Origin of the sequence: Streptomyces lushanensis, from assembly GCF_001700515.1 — a bacterium.
GTDB classification, from domain to species: Bacteria; Actinomycetota; Actinomycetes; order Streptomycetales; family Streptomycetaceae; genus Streptomyces; species Streptomyces lushanensis.
The window spans coordinates 1-18,378 of record NZ_MAUD01000193.1; the positions used below are offsets into that span (position 1 = coordinate 1).

Below are 18,378 nucleotides of genomic sequence, written 5' to 3' on the forward strand. Positions count from 1 at the left end.
GGCGGGCGGCCCCGCGGCTTCGACGCGGACCGCTACAAGAAACGCAACACCGTCGAACGAGCGATCAACGGTCTCAAGCAGGCCCGGGCCGTTGCCACGCGCTACGACAAGCGCGGCTACGTCTTCCTCGGCACCGCCACCGCGGCGTCCGCTGCGATCTGGCTCCGAACGTGAACTCCTACGCGACCCAGCAGTAGACGTCTTGGCCCTGGCGTCGGGCGCTGCTGACGAGAGCCGCCAGATCGCTCAGGATCGCTTCGGCGATCTCCGTGTCGACGACCTCGCCGCCCTCCGCCCGCTGCAAGGACCACGCGGCAGCGGCTTCCTTCAAGTCGGACCGCTCGGCCCCGGCGAGTGCAGCGGACAGGCGAGGCGAAATCACGAAGACGACGCCCCCGTCATCGTCCTGGCCGGCGACGAGACGAGGCTCGTCGGCTTCGACGAGTTCCTCGAAGCTGCCGCCGGAAAGCAGGCACTCCCACTCGACCACAGCTTCTTCGGGATCGAAGTTGCCGAAGGAGAGCGACTCGAATGCACATCGCGGCCCGCTCTGAAGAACCAGAGCCGCTGACGCGTCATCCGCAGCCGCGAAGAACTCGACGATGATGCTCACCCTGGCATCATGCCGGACCGCCCACGACCATGATCGGCCGGACATCTCCTAGAAGCCGCGGAAGGCGATGACCAGGTCGCCGGGACCGGCCGAGCCGGCCAGCGGGTGGGTGAAGGCCGCGTTCGCCGTCGCGGTAGCCGCCGAGGCGGGCATCGAGAACTCCGTGCGTTCCGATCTCTGCCAGGACCACCGCTCCGACTTGAGGGAACCCCCTACACGACCAGCCGGGCCGGCAGGAGTCGGCGGCGCCGCTCGGCTCGGTGGTGCTCGGCAGTCGCCGCGTCGACCAGCTCGGTGGTGAACACCATCGTCAGGATCCCGATCCGCACCCGCTGTCCCGCACGCCGCCCCGTCACACGCGGGGAACGATCCCCGCACCTCAAAGGCAACTGCGTTGGCCTTCTGCGGCCCCGGCCGGGGGTGCCTGAGACCCGGAGGCCACCCGTACGGCTCCTGTTGTCCGTGGCTTCTGCGGTGCGTCGGCCGTGGGGGAGTCCGGCCCGGACGGCTCTTCTCGGGTGGTGGCCCGGTTTGCCGCGGCGTGCCCCGGTGTCAGACTCGTCGTGCGGGCGGGCGCAGACCCCCCGCGCGGGGAGTCCCGTGATCCCATCCGATCCCACCGAAGGGAGCGGCGCGATGGACACGACGGAGCGGACCACGTGCTGCGTGGTGGGCGGCGGCCCCGCCGGGATGGTTCTCGGTCTGCTGCTGGCCCGGGCCGGTGTCGAGGTCACGGTCCTGGAGAAGCACGGCGATTTCCTGCGCGACTTCCGCGGCGACACCGTGCATCCGTCCACCCTGGCCCTGCTGGACCGGCTGGGCCTGGCCGAGCGGTTCGCCCGGCTGCCGCAGCGGCGGGTGACCACGGTCCGGCTGCCGCTCGGCCGGGACCACTCGCTGGTCACCGTCGCGGACCTCGGCGCGCTGCGGGAACCGTACAACTACATCGCGATGGTGCCGCAGCGGGACCTGCTCACCCTCCTGGCGGACGAGGCGAGGCCGGAGCCGACCTTCACCCTGCGGATGAGTACGGAGGCGACCTCGTTCCTGGTGGAGCGCGGGCGGGTCACCGGGGTGCGCTACCGCACGTCCGACGGCCGCACCGGTGAGCTGCGGGCCACGTTGACGGTGGCCTGCGACGGCCGGGGCTCGTCGGCACGGGCGCTGCCCGAACTGCGACCGCGGAGGTTCACCTGCCCCATGGACGCCTGGTGGTTCCGGCTGCCACGGCACGAGGGCGACCCGAGCGGGCTCGTGGGAGGGGCAGGCGACCGGTTCCTCGCCGTCATGATCGACCGCGGGGAGTACTGGCAGTGCTCCGCGCTGATCCCCAAGGGAAGCGACGGCCTCCGCCGCGCGGCCGGTCTCGGCCGTTTCATGGCCGAATTCACGGCCGCCGTCCCATGGCTCGCGGACCGGGCGCACGCGCTGCGGTCGTGGGACGAGGTGAAGCTGCTCGACGTACGGCTCGACCGGCTCAGGCGCTGGCACCGGCCGGGACTGCTCTGCGTCGGCGACGCGGCGCACGCGATGTCGCCGGTGTTCGGCATCGGTGTCAATCTCGCCGTGGAGGACGCCGTGGCCGCCGCCCGGCATCTCGTCGGGCCGCTGCGCGAGGGGGTGGTCGGCCTGCGGGACGTACGGGCCGTCCAGCGCCGCCGGTGGCCCACCACGGCGTTGACGCAGACGCTGCAACGGATCGCTCACGCGCGGGTCATCGGACCGGCGCTGGCGGGACAACCGCCCTTCGGCGACCCGGGGCGCGCGCGGCGGATCACCGGCCTGCTCACGACCTCGCCGTGGCTGAACCGGGTGCCGGCGTACTTCTTCGCCTACGGAGCCGTGCGCGAGCGTCCGCCGGCGGCGTCGGTGCGGTGAGCCGCGGCGGTCCTCCGGCCCACGGGCCGCTCGCGGTCCGGGTCCCTGGGGTGTGTTTCGAAAGCCCCGCCCGCCCGGCGACGCCTGGCACGCACGCTCGCCGCGTTGTCGGAGTCGTGCGAGTACGTCCGGTACGAGCACGATCCTCCGCCCTGCGATCGCACGCACCGAACGCCGCGGGCCCCGCCCTTCGGGCGGACGGCGCTACTTTCGACACACGACCCAGGCGGATCGCCGTCGGGCGGGCCTCGGTGGATTCGACTGCTCCGCCCGGCGGTTGTGGACACAGGGATGTCGGCCATACTGCTCCCCGTGGAGCAACAAACAGATCCCATCATTCTGCCGACACACCCGGCCGGGACCGATCCGGCGTATGTACCCGGGCTCCTGCCCTCGCGCCCCGCCGGGGCGGACGAGGGGAACGAGACCGCCTCGGATACGGAGCAGGAGGTGGTGGACACGCCGCCGGAAGACGTTGTTCCGGCGGAAGAGACCGCCGACTCCGCCGAAGGGGAGGTGGCCGACAGCGAGGTGGAGGCACCCGCCCGGGAGGAAGAGGAAGACGAGGGGCCTGTCTTCGAGGTGTCCGACCGGCGCGGAGCGATCGTCGCCGACCACGCCGGTATCACGTTCCGGCTGGACGGCGAGGAGGCCGGCTTCGACTGGGAGGAGATCAAGGCGGTGGAGACCGACGTCCCGCGGTTCGGGCGGCGGTTCGGCATCACGGTCTACACATCGCCTCAGCGCTGGTTCCAGCACGATGTCGAGGGCTCGTCCAGGGAGCAGATCAAGACCTGGGCCGCTGAACTCGACGAGGTTCTGGACGCGCGTTTCGACGACGGCGAGGACGACGGCGAGGCGTAGTGAACGGGCCGCCGGACGCGTTCACCGGCCGGCGGATCGAGTCGGCCACGCCCGCCCGGGCGTGGCCGACTCGCGTTCCGCCCCGCGTCGAGCCGTCCGCCCGGCGGCAGGGGGAGGGGTGGTGTGCCGTCCCGGCGTCGGCGTCGGCGTCGGCGGGTGCGGACCGTGCGACGGGCATGGCCTGAACCATCGCCGTCGCCCCATGAGTCGTCTACTGTATACAGTGACTCGCGGTCCATGGGCCGACGCTGATCGATCACCCCAACTCGGAGGTGTCATGGAAGACTTGGACCCCGAAGTCGTCCTCGGGATGGCGGCCAAGGCGCCCGATGGTCTGGTGATCATCGACCGTGAGGGACTGATCCGCTACTGGAACCGGGGAGCGGAGCGGATCTTCGGTTACGCGGCGGCCGAGGTGGCCGGGCGCAATCTGGATGTGATCATTCCCGAGAAGCACCGGAAGCGTCACTGGGACGGTTTCGTGGCGGCCATGGCCGCCGGCGCCAGCAAGTACGGGGACGACGACCTCCTGGCCGTTCCCGCGCTCACCGCGGACGGTTCGACCGTCTCGATCGAGTTCAGTGTGGTGCTGCTGACCGATGCCGACGGCAACGCGACCCATGTCGGGGCGGTCATCCGGGACGTCACCGCGCGGCGGGCCCAGGAGAAGGCGATACGGCAGCGACTGCTGGAGGCCGAGCCGAGCCGTACGCCGTCCTGACGGCCGGCTCCGGAGGCCGCGTCCCTCCGTGGCTGGCAGGCGTGGTCACCGGGAGCGAGAATTGCGGACGCAGGCCGGGTGCCGATGCTCCTGGCGTTTCCGATGCCCCGGAGGCGGCGAGACCCATGACCATATCGCGGGACCTGTTCCTTGTGTCCGTGGACATGTCGACCGGCCGCCCGGTGGAGCGGGGTGAACTGTCACTGGCGCTCGCCGGAGCCGAGGTGATCGACCTCATGGACGCCCGTGCCGTCCTGGTCGAAGACGATCGTCTCGTACCGGGCGACCGGCCGGCGACGACGGACCGCCTGCTGGCCGAGGCCGCCTCCTCGCTCGTCCGGCGGGCGCCCTACGAGACGGTCGCCGACTGGCTGTGGCGCAGGGGCCGCGGTCTGGCCGCCGCCTATCTGGCCGATCTGGAGGCGGAAGGGCAGATCATCCAGGAACGGCACCGCCGCTGGAAGGTCTTCCAAAGCAGCCGTACGGTGCTGACCGACTCGCCCGACCGGCGCCGGGCGGCGAGCCGCTGGGCATCGGACGAGCCCGTCCTCGCCGCACTCGCGGCGGCCGTCGGAATCCAGGACGGGCGGACCGGGGACGACGACGGGCGGACGGAGGACACCTCGGACACGGTTTCCGACGCCGTGGAGACCGTCCTCACGGAGGTCGAGGACGCGGTGGCGGAGCTGGTGGCGGAACGGCAACGGCGCGTCTGGAGACGCGAGGAGGCCGCCGAGGAGAACCGCCGACGGGGCTACTGACAGGCCGTCGCGTACGGGGCCCGCGCCGGCCGTACGGGCGGGCCCGCGTGGACCCGCGCGGACCGTGGCGCCCGCGCCGCGACCGGCGGCGCCGGTCCGGCCGCCGCGTTCCCGAGGCCCGCCTTGAGGCCCACCTGTAGGCCCGACCCGAGATCCGTTCCGAGGTCCGTTCCACGATCCGCTCCGTGCCGCTGGCGGCCGGTCGTCTGCTCGAACCGGTCGCCAGCGGGATCCCGCACGGGTGATCCCCTCGGCTCAGGACGCGTGGTCCTCTCGGCTCAGGTCGGACGGCGAGAGACGGTTCCGACAACGATGTCGCGCGATCTCGGTCCGGAGAACTCCCACTGGGTGCGTCGGGCGCGGTCGGGCGCGGTCGCCGGGGTGCGGATACGTTGGAAAGGAGACCACCGACGTGGGGACAAGGGCCGTCGGCGCGGGTCGGCGCCCGGTTCGCCGTCCGAGGGGATCGACATGGATATGTCCGGACAGACCGCACTGATCACTGGCGCCACCGCCGGCATCGGCCGGGCCGTGGCCCTGCAACTCGCGCGGGAGGGAGTGGAAGCCCTCGTGCACGGCCGCGACGCCCGGCGCGGCCAAGATGTCGTGACCGAGATCGGGACCGCCGGCGGCAGGGCCCGGTTCGTCGAGGCCGATCTCACCGACACCGCCCAAGTGCTGCGGCTGGCACGGGAGGCGGGTGAGGTCGACATCCTGGTCAACAACGCGGGCGTCTACAAGTTCCTGCCCACCTCGCAGATGACCGACGAACTGTTCGACCTGCACATGGACCTGAACACCAAGGCTCCGTATCTGCTGGTCCGTGAGCTGGCGCCGGGAATGGCCGCCCGTGGACACGGCTCGATCGTGAACATCAGCACCGTCGCCGCCTCGGTCGCCACCACGGGCACCGGCATGTACGGCGCCTCCAAGGCCGCCCTGGAGCAGCTGACCGCGGTCTGGGCCGCCGAGTACGCGCACAAGGGCATTCGCGTCAACGCCGTCGCACCCGGCCCGACCCGGACCCTCGGCACCGACGCGATGGACCCCGCCACCCTGAAGACCATCGCCGACACCACCGCGCTGGGACGGGTCGCCGAGCCCGAGGAAGTGGCCGAGGCCGTGGTCTTCCTCGCCTCCGACCGTGCCGGCTACATCACCGGCGAGGTGCTGGAGGTGGCGGGCGGCCGGCTCGGCATCGGCTGAGGGCCGGCGCCACGGGGATCGCCCCTGGCCGCCCGACACCACGGGCATCGTGGCTGGAGCCGGACGCCTGACGCCACAGGTGCGGGAGCGCGCCCGTACCCGCTGTGCCCGACCGTGTCAGGCCCTCGCGGGGTCCGGGGGCGCGTTCTCGGCGGCGGGCCGGGGCCAGGGGCGGCCCAGGTGGCGTTCGATGTCGGAGTTGAAGCGTTCCAGCGCGTCGGTGAAGGCCGTGACCTCCTCGGGGGCCCAGTGCGCGAGGAGGTTGCCCAGTCCGTTCACCACGCGGTCGCGCTCCGTGGTCAGTCTCTGCCGCCCGGTGTCCGTGATGCGGAACTTACGGGCGATACCGCCGTCGGGATCCGGTACGCGGTCCACCAGGTCGTCCCGGAGCATCGCCGAGGTCTGCCGGTTGAGTGTCGACACGTCCAGTCCGAAGGCGTCCGAGAGCTGTGCGATCGACATCGGGCCTTCGAGCTCGATCCTGCTGAGCAGCAGATAGGCGCTGCGGTCCATCAGGCCGCCCTCGCGCTTGCCCCGGGGAGAAGTCGAGTGGCGCCCCAGGAGCATCAACTCGCGCTCAAGCCGTCGGCTCTCCCTCTCCACAGCGACCGTCCTTCATCGTCTCTTCGCGGGCTCGTTCCTCTTGTATACCACGCAATATGCATAGCGCATATCGCATGTATGATGCCTGTCGTTTGTATGATGCACATCCTTGCCCGTGAAGGGAAACACAGTGAACGACCAACAGTCCGGCTCCGGCCGCGGCACGGCACCCGGCGTGATCGTCGTGGTGCTGGCGAGCGCCGGAATCGTCGCCGCCCTGATGCAGACCCTGGTGGTCCCCCTGATCGGCGAGCTGCCGGTGATCCTGCACACCAGCCCCTCCAACGCGTCCTGGGCGGTGATCGCCACCCTGCTGGCGGGAGCCATCTGCACCCCGGTGGTGGGCCGGCTCGGTGACATGCTCGGCAAGCGGCGCATGCTGCTGATCTGTGTGCTGCCCCTGGTGGCGGGCTCGGTGGCCTGCGCCCTGGCCGACTCACTCGTACCGATGGTGATGGGCCGTGCCCTCCAGGGCATGGGCATGGGCATCGTCCCGCTGGGCATCAGCGCCGTCCGTGATGTCGTGCCGACCGAGCGCGTGGGCTCCTCCATCGCCCTGATCAGCGCCTCCCTGGGGATCGGCGGCGCGCTCGGTCTGCCGATCGCCGCCGCCGTCGCCGAGAACGCGAGCTGGCGCATCCTGTTCTGGGGAGCGGCCGGCCTCAGCGCGCTGGTCGGCGTGCTGATCTGGCGGTTCGTACCGGACGCCGTGACCACCGGGCGGGGCGGCTTCGACTACGTGGGCGCCGTGGGGCTGGGCGCGGGGCTGCTGTCCCTGCTGCTGGTCGTCTCCAAGGGCGCCGACTGGGGCTGGACGAGCGGCACCACGCTCGGACTGTCCGCGGCGGGTCTCGTGCTGCTGCTGCTGTGGGGCCGGTGGGAGCTGCGCGTCAGCGATCCGCTGGTCGATCTGCGGGTCACGGCCAAGCGTCAGGTCCTGCTGACGAACGTCGCCTCGGTCGTCGTCGGCTTCTCCATGTACGCCCAGTCGCTCATCGTGCCGCAGCTTCTTCAGATGCCCAAGGCCACCGGCTACGGTCTGGGCCAGTCCATGCTGGCCGCGGGACTGTGGATGGTGCCCGGCGGTCTCTTCATGATGGGTCTCTCGCCGGTGGGCGCGAAGCTCTCGGCGGCCCGTGGCCCCAAGGTCACCCTGTTCGTCGGCTCCCTGGTCATCGCCGCCGGCTATGCCTCGTCCCTCTTCCTGATGGGCTCGGCCTGGGGACTGATGATCGTCGTCTGCATCGCCTGTGCGGGCGTCGCGTTCGCCTATGGAGCCATGCCCGCGCTCATCATGTCCGCCGTGCCCCAGTCCGAGACGGCCGCCGCCAACGGCTTCAACTCCCTGACGCGTGCCGTCGGCAGCTCGGTCTCCGCCGCGGTCGTCGGTGTCGTCCTCGCGCAGATGACCGTCCACATGGGCGGGGTCGAGATTCCCTCGGAGAACGGATTCCGCACCGGCATGATCATCGGAGGCGTGGTGGCGCTGATCGCGGCGGCCGTCACTCTCGCGATCCCCGGCGGCAAGGCGCGGTCCGTCGACCAGGCTCCCGTCTCCGCGGGCCCGCAGGAGGTGTCCGGCCTCGCCCGGAGCTGATCCGGCCAGGAGCTGATCCGTACGGGGGCCTTCTTCTTCTCCGCCCGTCACCGCGGTGGCGCGGCACCGGCGGTGCCACGGCGCGTGTCAGCCGTGTACCCGTGGGCGGATTCCGCCGGTGAGGAGCAGGAGCAGCAGCCGATCGGTCTCGGCCGCGCTGTCGCTGTGCTCCTGCGTGGCCAGCGAGACGCCGTTGACCACGGTCAGCAGATCCTTGACGGACACGGCGGGGCTGATCGCGCCCGCCTCGACGGCGCGTCGCAGCAGCGGATCACCCGCCTCGGTGAGCATCGCGAGGCAGTTCTCCGGGCCGGTCCGCCCGCTGTGCCGGCCCGCGTGGACCAGCGAGGCGGCCAGACCGCGGGCGGACGCGGCGTGTTCGCCGACCGCCCGCAGCCAGTCCATGAGCGCGGTCCCGGGATCGGCGTCCCGGGCCGGCTCGCGGGCCCGGTCGCAGAGGGCCTCCACCCGGCCGCGGAAGACCGCCTCCAGCAGGGAACAGCGGCTGGGGAAATGACGGTGCAGCGTGGCGGAGCCGACCTGGGCCTTGCGGGCGATCTCCTCCAGCGAGGCATCCACTCCGTGCTCGGCCACCTCGGCCTCGGCCGCGGCGAGGATGCGCTCGTAGTTGCGCCGGGCGTCCGCGCGCATCGCGCGTCCGGGCGCCTTCGTCGCTGCTCCGTCCATGGAGGCTCTGGACCCTTTGGGCGGGGTGGACACGGCATTCCCTCCGGCCTGCTGAGTGGGGCGGCCCTCCGTACGTTACCCGTCCGCAGACCGAGGGCCTTTCCCTGAGTACGCGTACTCACGCCGCCCGGACGGTACCGGGCGACGATGAGGTCCCGAACCCAGCGCCACCGGAAGGCCGTTCATGCTGAGCCGTATCGCCGGCGCCGTCGTCCCGTTCTTCGGGCAGCTGACGGTCACGACCGACACCGACGCCGAACTGCGGCCCGGCAGCATCATCGCCGCGAACCACACCTCGCTCAGTGATCCGGCGGTCGTGCTCGCCGCCCTGCGCCGCCTTGGCGTGGAGCCCGTCGTCCTGGCCGCCGCCGGACTGTGGCGGATCCCGCTGCTCGCCGCGGCACTCACCCGGGACGGCCATGTGCCGGTGCGGCGCGGTGATCCGCGGGCCGCCCACGCGCTGGAGGGCGCCATGGACGCGCTGGCCACCGGCCGTCTCGTGCTGCTCTACGGCGAGGGCGGCCTCCCGCGGCGCAAGGACGCCGGCGAGGCCGCGCCCCGGCCCTTCCGCAGCGGTATCGCCCGGCTGGCGCGGGCCACCGGCGCGCCGGTCGTCCCGCTCGGCCAGGCCGGCGCGCGCCGGCTCGTCTCCGGGGGCCCTACGAAGCAGCTCGCGGGCCTGGTCACCGCTCCGCTGCGCCGCCCGGACCTGCATGTCCACATCGGTGCCCCGGTGCGGCCGACCGGTGAGCGGACCGCCGCCACGGCCTGTGTCCACCGCGCGGTCGCCGCCGCCTGGCGCACGGCGGCGGCCCGTATCGGCGAACCCGCCACCCCCGCCGCGCAGGCGTAGGCCCGCGCAGACTCAGCGGACTCAAGGGCAGACGCCGGACATGCCGGACGTCCTTCACCGTCAGACTCACAGACGCTGGACCGCGGCGGTCGCGAGCTCGGTGGCGAACTTGCGGAGTTCGGCCTGGGAGGGATCTCCGCCGACGGTGAGGTTCAGCGTCTCGATCGCGGGGTCGCCGTTCTGGTCGCCGTAGGAGCGGTGGACCACTCTGACCAGACAGGTGTCCGTGCCCTCCGCGCGGGGCTGAACGATCGCCTGACGGCCGCCGATCCGGGTGATGGAGCCGTCGTCCGAGGTCAGTGGCCGGCCACGGTCGAACCGGAGCTCGACCCAGAGAGGACCGGTCGTGCTGCTCCATTCGCACTCCCAGTTCCCGAAGCCGACGTCCGGCTCCTGCGCGTCGATCCCGGGGATGATGCCGAGCTTTCTCGCAGAGAGGAGGGCGCACGCGTCGTGCCGCCCCAGCGAGGCCGCCGGCAGTGCCGGTGAACGCCGGCCGACGCCGTCGCGGTTGAAGATCCTGATCGCGCTGTCGGCCGCGGTCCCCGCGATGTCGCACAGGCGCGCCGTGCCTTCGTCCCGCTTGGCGGTGATCGTGATCGCCACGCCTTTGTCGGCGGCCGGCAGCAGCGTGCGCCCGCAGGCGCCGGTCTCCTCGGATCCGTCCACCACGTCGAGCGCGCCCTCGGTCCGCCTCGGCCCCGACAGCCCGGGAGCGCCGGCCTTGTCGAAGTCGACCACCACATCGACGGGCTCGCCGTCGCCCGTGTCCACCAGAACGTCACATCTGTCCCAATTGCCGTAGCCGCGGTCGAGCCGCGCCGTGCCGAACCGGGTGAGTGCGTCAGGGTCGGTCAGGGAGCAGGGATCGGCCGTACGGTGATCACCGATGCCCGGTGGCTCCTTCTGCGCGTCGCCGAAGTGCGGGACGACCGGGACGGCGAGGCCCGCCATCACGGCGGCGGCTGCCACGAACCGGCCCCGCGGGCGCCTGAGGAACCTCCTGGACACCGGCCACGCGCGGGACCGGATCCAGCCCGTGGACGATTCACGCACCGGCGCTCGGGGCACCGGAGCTTCGGGCGTCTCCGGCGGGCGGGCGCCCGGTATGGACTCGTCGGGACCGCCGTCACGGTCGCCCCACGGACCGCGGTTGCGGGCCAGCGCGATGCGGTGCCCCTCGTCGCCCGCGAACTGCCGAGGGACCGGCCGCTTCTTCCGCGCCAGCTCCCCTCGGATGTGCCGGAAGAGGACATCCATCCTCAGCAGCGCCGGGGCACCGGCGATTCCTCTGTCGAGTGCCGTGACCAGCTCACCGGTGAAAGCGGTGAAGTGTTCGTCCCGCGGAGCCAGCGCCAGTCTGGTCGCGGCGGTCGCCGTCATGACGTACGTGCCTTCCACCGCGGCGGCCTCGTCGGGAAGCCCGCCCGGCGCGCCCATGTGCTCGGCGAGCGCGCTTCCGCTGTAGCAGCAGTCCAGGATCACCACCCGGCCGGCCGCGGTGCACGTGTACGTCAGTTCGCGGCGGAGCCGCTTGTAGTCGACGGCCCTGTAGAGCTGTTCGTGATGCGCGTCCGGCAGGGCCAGATGCAAGGTGGTGTCCGCCGCCAGCAGCCCGTGCCCCGCGAAGTAGACGACGAGCGCGTCCTCGGCCTCCACCGCGGCCCGGTGCACGGCGTCGAGGACCTCGTCGGTCGACGAGGGATTGCGCAGCACCGCGCAGTGCTCCGGGGGCAGCCCCCACACGGTGCTGTCCGTGAACAGTTCGGCGAGTCTGTCGAGGTTGTTGCTCACCGTCGGCAGGCCGTGCAGGACCTTGTACCGGTCGACGCCGATCAGCACCGCGCGGGACCGCGCGGGATCGGGCAGGCGCATCAGCGGCCTCCGACGGCGATCGGTACCGAGACGCTGATCCGGATCCGCATGGCTTCCCCCGTCATCCATGTCGTCGTACGAGTGACCGAACTGCCCGGCCGACCTTCCTGCAAATGAAGAACGAGCCGGGATCACACACGACACGCCCGTCCCGGGAGATGCCGGCCCGGGCGGCCGGTGTGGCCTCGGCACCGGTGCCGTTCCCGGCGGGCCGCAGGCGCGGACCTGTCCGCGGTGCTCCCACCACCGGACGGAGCCGCTGTTAGGGCGTCGGCACACCTCTGCGCGGCGCCTCCGTTCGGACAGTGTGGAGCCGGACCTCATTCTCAGCACCGGAAAGGGAGACAGTGACCGTGTCGTTCGATGAGGGTGCGGCGGCCGTACGTGATGTGGCCGGCGACCGGTGGCGGATGGCGGTCGAGGAGCCGGGGGACCTGCGGGAGGCGGCGACCAGGGAGCTGGCGGACGTGCTGTTCGCGTCCTTCCCGAGAAGGGATCAGCGGCGCAAGGGCGAGCTGTATCTGCTCGGGTCGCTCAACACCCCAGGCCGCAAGTCCATCCGTAACATAGCCGCGCACATGGGCGGTTCGGCCGCCGAACAGAGCATGCACCATTTCATCAGCAGCTCCACCTGGGACTGGAAACCCGTCCGGGAGGCGCTGGCGGGCTATCTCTCACGGCTCGGCCCGCCGCAGGCCTGGGTGGTGCACCCCATGCCGATTCCCAAGGCGGGCGATCTGTCGGTCGGTGTGGACCAGGTCCTCGACCCCTGTCTGGGAACCTTCCGAGGACAGCGGGCCTTTGGCGTGTGGTACGTCTCGGACTCCCTCAACACCCCGGTGAACTGGCGGTTGTTCCTGCCGAGCTTATGGCTCCAGGACGAGGCACGGCGCCGGCAGGCCGAGATCCCGGACGGCGCGGACGAGGAGACGCTGGAGGAGTGCGCGGTCGAGGCGGTGCTGGACGTCCTGGGCTCCTGGAAGGTGCCGTCGCGCCCCGTGGTGCTGAACACGCACATCGGCCATGTCGCCACCACCATGGGCAGGTTCACCCGGGCCGGGATCCCGGTGATCGCCCGGGTCGGTGAGACGGCCGGGTTCGTCGTCCACGACCCGGCGCTCCCCGGTCACGCGGGCGGCCGGCTCACCGCCCAGCAGATCGCCGTGGCGGCCCGGGGGCTGCGCCGGCGGGTGGGCCTGACGGAGCGCTCGGGCGTGGCCGCCGGATCCCCGGGGACGCTGGCGGTGGCCCTGTCCGTGGAGGCGGCGGGCCGGCGCAGGGCCGGTGCGTACGAGGAGGGCGGCGAACTGGTGCTGCTCGCCGCGTGGCACGGCAGCCGCAGTGTGCCGGACGCCCTGTGGGTGACCAATATGACGTCGATGTCGACCGGCGCCCTGCTGCGGATGGCCGGGCTGGGCGCCAGGTCCTGCCGTGATCTCGCCGCGAGCGGCGCGGAGATGGGGCTCAGGGACTTCAAGAGCCGTTCGTTCAACGGCTGGCACCGGCACATCACGCTCGCCTCGGCCGCCCACGCCGTGTCGGCCCTGATCGACGCGTCCACCCGGCCGTCCGACTACGCGCACCGGTCGGCCTGAGCCGGCCGGGACGGTGAGGTGCTGGGCCGGTAGACGCTGTGACGGGCCCGCTGGAGACGCAGCGCGAGCTGGATCTCCAGCGCGGTCGCGGGCTGCTGCCAGTCCGGACCGAGCAGTTCGGTGACCCGCTCCAGCCGACGGGCGACGGTGTTGGTGTGCACATGGAGATCCTGCGCGGCATGGGTCGGGCTGCCGCCGGACGCGAAATAGGCGTCCAGGGTGTGCAGCAGATCCGTGGAGCGCTGCGCGTCGTACTCGATGACCGGCCCGACGGCCGAGGTGATGAAGGCGTCGACATCGTGGTCGTCGGAGAGCAGCAGACCGAGGAAGCCCAGATCCCCGGCGGCTGCCGCGCCGCCGACGCCGCCCAGCGCGACCAGTGTGTCGAGACAGCGGAGGGCCTCCTGATAGGCCTTGCCGACCGACGCCAGATTCCGTACCGGGCCCGCCGCGCCCGCCGAGACGGCGTGACCGAGCAGCGGGGACAGCTCGTCGGCCGCCGCCTTGGCGGCGGCCGACGGGTCCGAGCCGGGCAGGAACAGCACCACGCACTCGCCGCGCAGCGTCTTGAGCCCGGAGAGCCGGTAGGCGTAGGAGGAGGCCCAGATGGCGGCCTCGCCCTGTTTGCCGCCCTCGGGCCGCAGGGTGACCACCACATGCGGCGCGGTGGGATCGAGCCCGAGCCGGCGGGCCCGCTCGGCGAGATGGCGCGGCGGCTGGAGGGCGCCGGACAGCAGGTCGTTGAGGTACTCGTCACGGGCGGGACCGGCCGCAGCCGCGAGATTGTGCCGCAGGAGCAGGGCCATCGCGGCGGTCTGGGCGGTGAAGTAAAGCAGCCGCCGTCCCTCGTCGCTCAGCGGTCCCGGACTCCTGCAGATCAGCACTCCTGGTCCCTCCACCCCGGTGGTGACATGGGCCGCCCAGAGATTCTCGGCCAGCTCGACCACGGAGGTGGAGGCGTGGGAGCCCACCATGGCCCCGACCAGGGTGGCCGTGTCGACGTCCGGGACCTCGCCGGTACAGGCCAGCACCTGCCCGTGCGCGTTGCGCACCATGAGATCGGCGCCCAGCGAGGTCGCCGCCAGCCGGATGATGTCGTACAGATCGGCTCCCTCCAGGCACATGCCGGAGAGCGACGCCTGGACGCCGGCCAGCGAACGGCTCTCGGAAAGGGCCGCGTTGACACGGGAGTTCTCCGCCCGCTCCCGGTCCAGCTCCGCCCGTACCCGGTCCATACGGCGGGTCGCGTCGATGACCGAGGCGGACAGATCGGCCAGCGAGCGCAGCAGACTGACCTCGTCCGGCGAGAAGTGCCGGACCGCCCTGCACGCGCCGTACAGCGCTCCCACGGTCCGGCCGTCATAGGTCATCGGCACCGCCAGGATCGCGTGCAGGCCCTCGGAGCCCACCACCTCGTCGATGGCGTCCGAGTGCGGGAACCGGTCGTCGGCGAGATAGTCGGGCGTCCAGAACGGCGCGCCCCGCTCCTGGGCCATGTCCCCCAGCCCCTGCCCCGGGCCCATCTCCAGCCCCACGTTGAGGTCCGTGGTGTCTCCGTCGGACTTGTGGACATAACTGCCGCCGTCCGGCAGCCGGAGGCTGACATATGCCATGTCGAAGTCGAGCAGCCGTCTGGCGTGCCGGGTGACCACACTGAGCCGGCCGTCCAGTGCCTCCTGGAAGGTCATGTCCTGGAGGACGTCGACCAGCGCGGCCAGTCCGGACTGGCGCCGGCGGCGCTGCTCGGTCCTGGTCCTGATGTCCAGCGCGAGACGGACCGCGCGTTCGAGATGGGGCAGCCGGGCATCGTCGGGGGAGCGCTCCCGTGTCTCCCGCAGCAGGTCCTCGAAGCTTCTGGTGGGCGCCTCGTCGGCCAGTAGTTCCAGGATCGCCAGCACCTGAGAACCGGCGCTCGTGTCCTCGGAGTTCATCCGTTCCCCCTCGGCCCGCCAAGATCATCAGACGGACTTTAGTTATGTGCATTACCCGGGTCAAGCCGCGCCTTCCCGACCGGGATTCGACATGGTGCTCCGACCACCATATGGCCGGTCGCCGCTGTCGCGGCGCGACCTTCCGGCCACCACGGCACTCGGAAATGATCACGGCTGGGCATCGCGGCGAGTGAAGTCCGCGGGATTACCAGGGGTGGGGATGACAGAAATCGCGAGTTATACGAGTTCGCTCGCTCGAAGCAGGGCATCTCAGGCGAACGAGAACAGGCCGGATGTGTTCGCCTTGGCCGGCCGTGAATGGGATCTGCTGGCCGGGGTCTTCGCTCCTGTCCACTCGCCCACGACCGCCGTCGCCCTGGAGCTGCTCGGACTCCCGCCGGCACCGGCACCGGACCCCGACTCCGGTCCCGTGTTCCCCGTCGACGGCACGTTCCTGGAGATCGGCGCCGGAACGGGCGTCATCGCGGTCTCCGCCGCGCTGGCCGGCTGTACGACGGTGGTGGCCACGGACATCAGCGCCCAGGCCGTACGGAACACCGCCATGAACGCCGAGCGGCACGGGGTCGCCGACCGGCTCGTGCCGCGGCACGGCGACCTCTTCGACGCGGTGGGGGACGGGGAGCGCTTCGACACCGTCTACTGGCACTCCAACTACGTGCTGGCGCCGGACGGGTACGAGTACGGGGCCGACCACGAGCGTGCGTATGTCGATCCCGGCTACCGCGCGCACCGCCGCTATCTGGCCGAGGCGCCCGGTCTGCTGACCGAGGGCGGCACCGCGCTCCTCCAGTTCAGCGAGCGAGGTGATCTCGGTCTGCTGCGGCGGCTCGCCGAGGAATGCGGACGCACTCTCCGTCCGGTGCGGCGGTGTCATTTGAGGGAGGGCGAGGAGACGATCGAACTCGTCCTTTACGAAGTCTGTATCAAGAATTGACGCCACCGTTTCCGTCATTCGTCCCGGAGACCTCCTCATCACCCACTACGGAATCATCGTGCGGACTCTGATCATCGACAATTACGATTCTTTCACGCATAACCTCTTTCACTTCCTCGCCGAGGTGACAGGGCGGGAACCGGTCGTGGTATGCAACGACGACCCCGCATGGCACCGGGGAAGGCTTGAGGCGTTCGACGCGGTCGTGCTTTCCCCCGGTCCCGGAAACCCTTCCAACGCCGCGGATTTCGGGATCTGCCGGGAGATCGTGGAGTACGCGGACCTCCCCCTGCTCGGCGTCTGTCTGGGCCACCAGGGTCTGTCGCTGCTGCACGGGGCCACCGTGGGACGGGCGCCCGAGCCGTGGCACGGCCGGCTCTCGCCCGTGGTCCACGACGGCTCGGGCCTCTTCGAGGGTCTGCCGTCGCCGTTCCAGGCGGTCCGCTACCACTCGCTGGCCGTGACCGACCTGCCCGACGAGCTCGCGGCGACTGCCTGGACGCCGGACGGGATCCTGATGGGTGTCGAGCACCGGCGACGGCCCATGTGGGGCGTGCAGTTCCACCCGGAGTCGGTCCTCACCCACCACGGCAAGGACCTGCTGGCCAACTTCGCCCGGCTCGCGGCGGACCGGCGCGCCGGCTCCGCCCGCCCGTCGGCGGATCTGGACCGGCCCGCGACCGGGGCACCGGAGTCGGCGTCCGGGTCCGCGTCCGCACCCGCACCCGCACCCGTGTCCCTCCCGGCCGCCGTGCCGCCGCCCGCCCGCCGCCGTACGCTGCGCGTGCTGGTGGAGCGGATGACCGCGCGCTGTGACACCGAGGTCGCCTTCAACAACCTGTTCCGCGGCGAGGATCACGCCTTCTGGCTGGACAGCACCAGGGCGGACGCCGACAGCGGCCGGTTCTCCGTGATGGGCAACGCCTCCGGACCCCTCGCCCGGGTGGCCCGGGCCGACACGGCGAGCGGCACCGTCACCGTACGGGGAGCGGGGAGGACGCAGACCCTCCATAGCGGCTTCCTCGACTGGCTGGACCGGGACCTGAGGGCCACGGAGACCGAGATCCCGCCGCTGCCCTTCGACTTCGCCCTCGGCTGGGTCGGCTATCTGGGGTACGGGCTGAAGGCCGAATGCGGCGGCGAGCACGGGCACCGGCCGCAGGAGCCGGACGCCGTCATGGTCTTCGCCGACCGCGCGGCGGTCTTCGACCACGCCGCGGGCGAGGTCTATCTGCTGGCCCTCGCGGAGGACGGGGACGAGGCGCCGGCGTCGCGCTGGCTGCGCGAGGCCGCCGCCGTACTGACCGCGTCGGCCGGCCGCAGGGCCACCGGAGCCGAGCCGCCGGATCCTCTCGGGGCCATCCGGCTGCGGCACGACCACGACCGCTATCTGGAACTGATCGCCCGGTGCCAGGAGGAGATCGCCGCCGGTGAGACATATGAGGTCTGTCTCACCAATACGGCGGAGGTGACCGGTGAACTCGATCCGTGGGCCGCCTACCGCTTCCTGCGCAGGCACAGCCCGGCGCCCTACGGGGCGCTGCTCGGCTTCGGCACGCTGTCCGTACTCAGCACCTCGCCGGAACGCTTCCTGCGGATCGGCTCGGACGGGATCGCGGAGTCACGGCCCATCAAGGGCACCCGGCCGAGAGGCTCGACGCCCGCCGAGGACGCGGCGCTCAAGGCGGATCTGCTGGTCAGCGAGAAGGACCGGGCCGAGAATCTGATGATCGTCGATCTGGTCCGCAACGACCTCGGCCGGTGCGCCGAGCCGGGCTCCGTCGAGGCCGAGGTCTTCCAGGTCGAGAGCTACGCGACCGTGCACCAGCTGACCAGCCGGGTACGGGCCAGGCTGCGACCGGAGTGCTCCGCCGTCGACTGCGTCCGGGCCGCCTTCCCGCCCGGATCGATGACCGGGGCACCGAAGATCCGCACCATGCGGATCATCGACGAGCTGGAGGGCGGACCGCGCGGCGTCTACTCCGGGGCCATCGGCTACTTCTCGCTCAACGGAGCCGCCGATCTGAGCGTGGTCATCCGGACCGCGCTGGTGACGCCCGACCGTGTCCGGTACGGAGTGGGCGGAGCCGTCATCGCGCTGTCGGACCCGGAGGAGGAGTTCGAGGAGACGGCGGTGAAGGCGGAGCCGCTGCTCGCCCTGATCGGGGCGTCCTTTCCCGCACGCCGGCCGAAGAGCCTGATGCCGCTGGGCGCCGCCCACCCGTGCGACGGCTGAGCG

The 18,378-nt window shown here is 71.5% G+C and carries 16 protein-coding genes; 10 read left to right on the top strand and 6 right to left on the bottom strand.

Annotated features, from left to right (window positions below; all coding sequences use genetic code 11):
• Positions 1-178: 178 nt before the first annotated feature.
• Both BFF77_RS17295 and BFF77_RS33345 read right to left on the bottom strand, forming a co-directional pair.
• Positions 179-613 (bottom strand): hypothetical protein, encoded by a 435-nt coding sequence (locus BFF77_RS17295; RefSeq protein WP_066950326.1) that lies wholly within the window; start codon positions 611-613, stop codon positions 179-181.
• A 212-nt stretch (positions 614-825) separates the two neighbouring features.
• The gene (locus BFF77_RS33345; RefSeq protein ID WP_141698457.1) at positions 826-969 is read right to left on the bottom strand and encodes a transposase domain-containing protein; all 144 of its coding nucleotides are present in this window, start codon (positions 967-969) and stop codon (positions 826-828) included.
• A gap of 280 nt (positions 970-1,249) precedes the next feature.
• On the opposite strand from BFF77_RS33345, the gene BFF77_RS17300 reads away from it, so the two are divergent.
• The 5 genes from BFF77_RS17300 to BFF77_RS17320 all read left to right on the top strand — a co-directional run bounded on the left by BFF77_RS17300 (position 1,250) and on the right by BFF77_RS17320 (position 6,043).
• The gene (locus BFF77_RS17300; protein ID WP_066950329.1) at positions 1,250-2,491 is read left to right on the top strand and encodes an FAD-dependent oxidoreductase; all 1,242 of its coding nucleotides are present in this window, start codon (positions 1,250-1,252) and stop codon (positions 2,489-2,491) included.
• Between the two features lie 312 nt (positions 2,492-2,803).
• Positions 2,804-3,355, top strand: coding sequence for a hypothetical protein (locus BFF77_RS17305; RefSeq protein ID WP_066950388.1), 552 nt, complete (start codon positions 2,804-2,806; stop codon positions 3,353-3,355).
• A gap of 277 nt (positions 3,356-3,632) precedes the next feature.
• Positions 3,633-4,076: a PAS domain-containing protein gene (locus tag BFF77_RS17310; RefSeq protein ID WP_066950332.1), complete on the top strand. Its 444-nt coding sequence runs from the start codon at positions 3,633-3,635 to the stop codon at positions 4,074-4,076.
• Between the two features lie 125 nt (positions 4,077-4,201).
• Positions 4,202-4,837, top strand: a complete 636-nt coding sequence (locus tag BFF77_RS17315; RefSeq protein ID WP_066950335.1) for a GOLPH3/VPS74 family protein — start codon at positions 4,202-4,204, stop codon at positions 4,835-4,837.
• A gap of 471 nt (positions 4,838-5,308) precedes the next feature.
• A complete protein-coding gene (locus BFF77_RS17320) occupies positions 5,309-6,043 on the top strand; it encodes an SDR family NAD(P)-dependent oxidoreductase (protein ID WP_066950338.1) in 735 nt (244 codons plus the stop codon).
• 117 nt (positions 6,044-6,160) lie between these two features.
• Here BFF77_RS17320 and BFF77_RS17325 read toward each other — a convergent pair whose 3' ends face one another.
• The gene (locus BFF77_RS17325) at positions 6,161-6,646 is read right to left on the bottom strand and encodes a MarR family winged helix-turn-helix transcriptional regulator (RefSeq protein ID WP_211280256.1); all 486 of its coding nucleotides are present in this window, start codon (positions 6,644-6,646) and stop codon (positions 6,161-6,163) included.
• A gap of 130 nt (positions 6,647-6,776) precedes the next feature.
• On the opposite strand from BFF77_RS17325, the gene BFF77_RS17330 reads away from it, so the two are divergent.
• Entirely contained in the window at positions 6,777-8,243 is a 1,467-nt protein-coding gene (locus BFF77_RS17330; RefSeq protein ID WP_066950343.1) for an MFS transporter, read from the top strand.
• An 87-nt stretch (positions 8,244-8,330) separates the two neighbouring features.
• Here BFF77_RS17330 and BFF77_RS17335 read toward each other — a convergent pair whose 3' ends face one another.
• A complete protein-coding gene (locus BFF77_RS17335; RefSeq protein WP_066950346.1) occupies positions 8,331-8,930 on the bottom strand; it encodes a TetR/AcrR family transcriptional regulator in 600 nt (199 codons plus the stop codon).
• Between the two features lie 184 nt (positions 8,931-9,114).
• Between BFF77_RS17335 and BFF77_RS17340 the strand changes: the two genes are divergently transcribed.
• Positions 9,115-9,783, top strand: coding sequence for a lysophospholipid acyltransferase family protein (locus BFF77_RS17340; RefSeq protein WP_066950349.1), 669 nt, complete (start codon positions 9,115-9,117; stop codon positions 9,781-9,783).
• Positions 9,784-9,849: 66 nt separating this feature from the next.
• On the opposite strand, the gene BFF77_RS17345 is transcribed toward BFF77_RS17340, so the two are convergent.
• Positions 9,850-11,658 carry a caspase, EACC1-associated type gene (locus tag BFF77_RS17345; RefSeq protein WP_066950353.1) on the bottom strand — a complete coding sequence of 603 codons (1,809 nt, stop codon included), beginning with the start codon at positions 11,656-11,658 and terminating at the stop codon, positions 9,850-9,852.
• A 353-nt stretch (positions 11,659-12,011) separates the two neighbouring features.
• Between BFF77_RS17345 and BFF77_RS17350 the strand changes: the two genes are divergently transcribed.
• A complete protein-coding gene (locus BFF77_RS17350; protein WP_245703561.1) occupies positions 12,012-13,253 on the top strand; it encodes an IS701 family transposase in 1,242 nt (413 codons plus the stop codon).
• Here BFF77_RS17350 and BFF77_RS17355 read toward each other — a convergent pair.
• On the bottom strand, positions 13,232-15,184 hold the full coding sequence (locus tag BFF77_RS17355) for a helix-turn-helix domain-containing protein (protein WP_066950356.1): 1,953 nt from the start codon (positions 15,182-15,184) through the stop codon (positions 13,232-13,234). The two genes, BFF77_RS17350 and BFF77_RS17355, sit on opposite strands and share 22 nt — an antisense overlap.
• A gap of 295 nt (positions 15,185-15,479) precedes the next feature.
• Between BFF77_RS17355 and BFF77_RS17360 the strand changes: the two genes are divergently transcribed.
• Both BFF77_RS17360 and pabB read left to right on the top strand, forming a co-directional pair.
• Positions 15,480-16,139: a 50S ribosomal protein L11 methyltransferase gene (locus BFF77_RS17360; protein ID WP_245703562.1), complete on the top strand. Its 660-nt coding sequence runs from the start codon at positions 15,480-15,482 to the stop codon at positions 16,137-16,139.
• A gap of 58 nt (positions 16,140-16,197) precedes the next feature.
• Positions 16,198-18,375: an aminodeoxychorismate synthase component I gene (pabB, locus tag BFF77_RS17365; protein ID WP_066950363.1), complete on the top strand. Its 2,178-nt coding sequence runs from the start codon at positions 16,198-16,200 to the stop codon at positions 18,373-18,375.
• The last annotated feature ends 3 nt before the right edge of the window (positions 18,376-18,378 follow it).

Bases quoted from the DNA above. Each gene is read 5' to 3' on its own strand.
- BFF77_RS17300 (WP_066950329.1), top strand. From the start codon at position 1,250: ATGGACACGACGGAGCGGACCACGTGCTGCGTGGTGGGCGGCGGCCCC.
- BFF77_RS17310 (WP_066950332.1), top strand. From the start codon at position 3,633: ATGGAAGACTTGGACCCCGAAGTCGTCCTCGGGATGGCGGCCAAGGCG.
- BFF77_RS17315 (WP_066950335.1), top strand. From the start codon at position 4,202: ATGACCATATCGCGGGACCTGTTCCTTGTGTCCGTGGACATGTCGACC.
- BFF77_RS17320 (WP_066950338.1), top strand. From the start codon at position 5,309: ATGGATATGTCCGGACAGACCGCACTGATCACTGGCGCCACCGCCGGC.
- BFF77_RS17335 (WP_066950346.1), bottom strand. From the start codon at position 8,930: ATGGACGGAGCAGCGACGAAGGCGCCCGGACGCGCGATGCGCGCGGAC.
- BFF77_RS17340 (WP_066950349.1), top strand. From the start codon at position 9,115: ATGCTGAGCCGTATCGCCGGCGCCGTCGTCCCGTTCTTCGGGCAGCTG.
- BFF77_RS17345 (WP_066950353.1), bottom strand. From the start codon at position 11,658: ATGCGCCTGCCCGATCCCGCGCGGTCCCGCGCGGTGCTGATCGGCGTC.
- BFF77_RS17355 (WP_066950356.1), bottom strand. From the start codon at position 15,184: ATGAACTCCGAGGACACGAGCGCCGGTTCTCAGGTGCTGGCGATCCTG.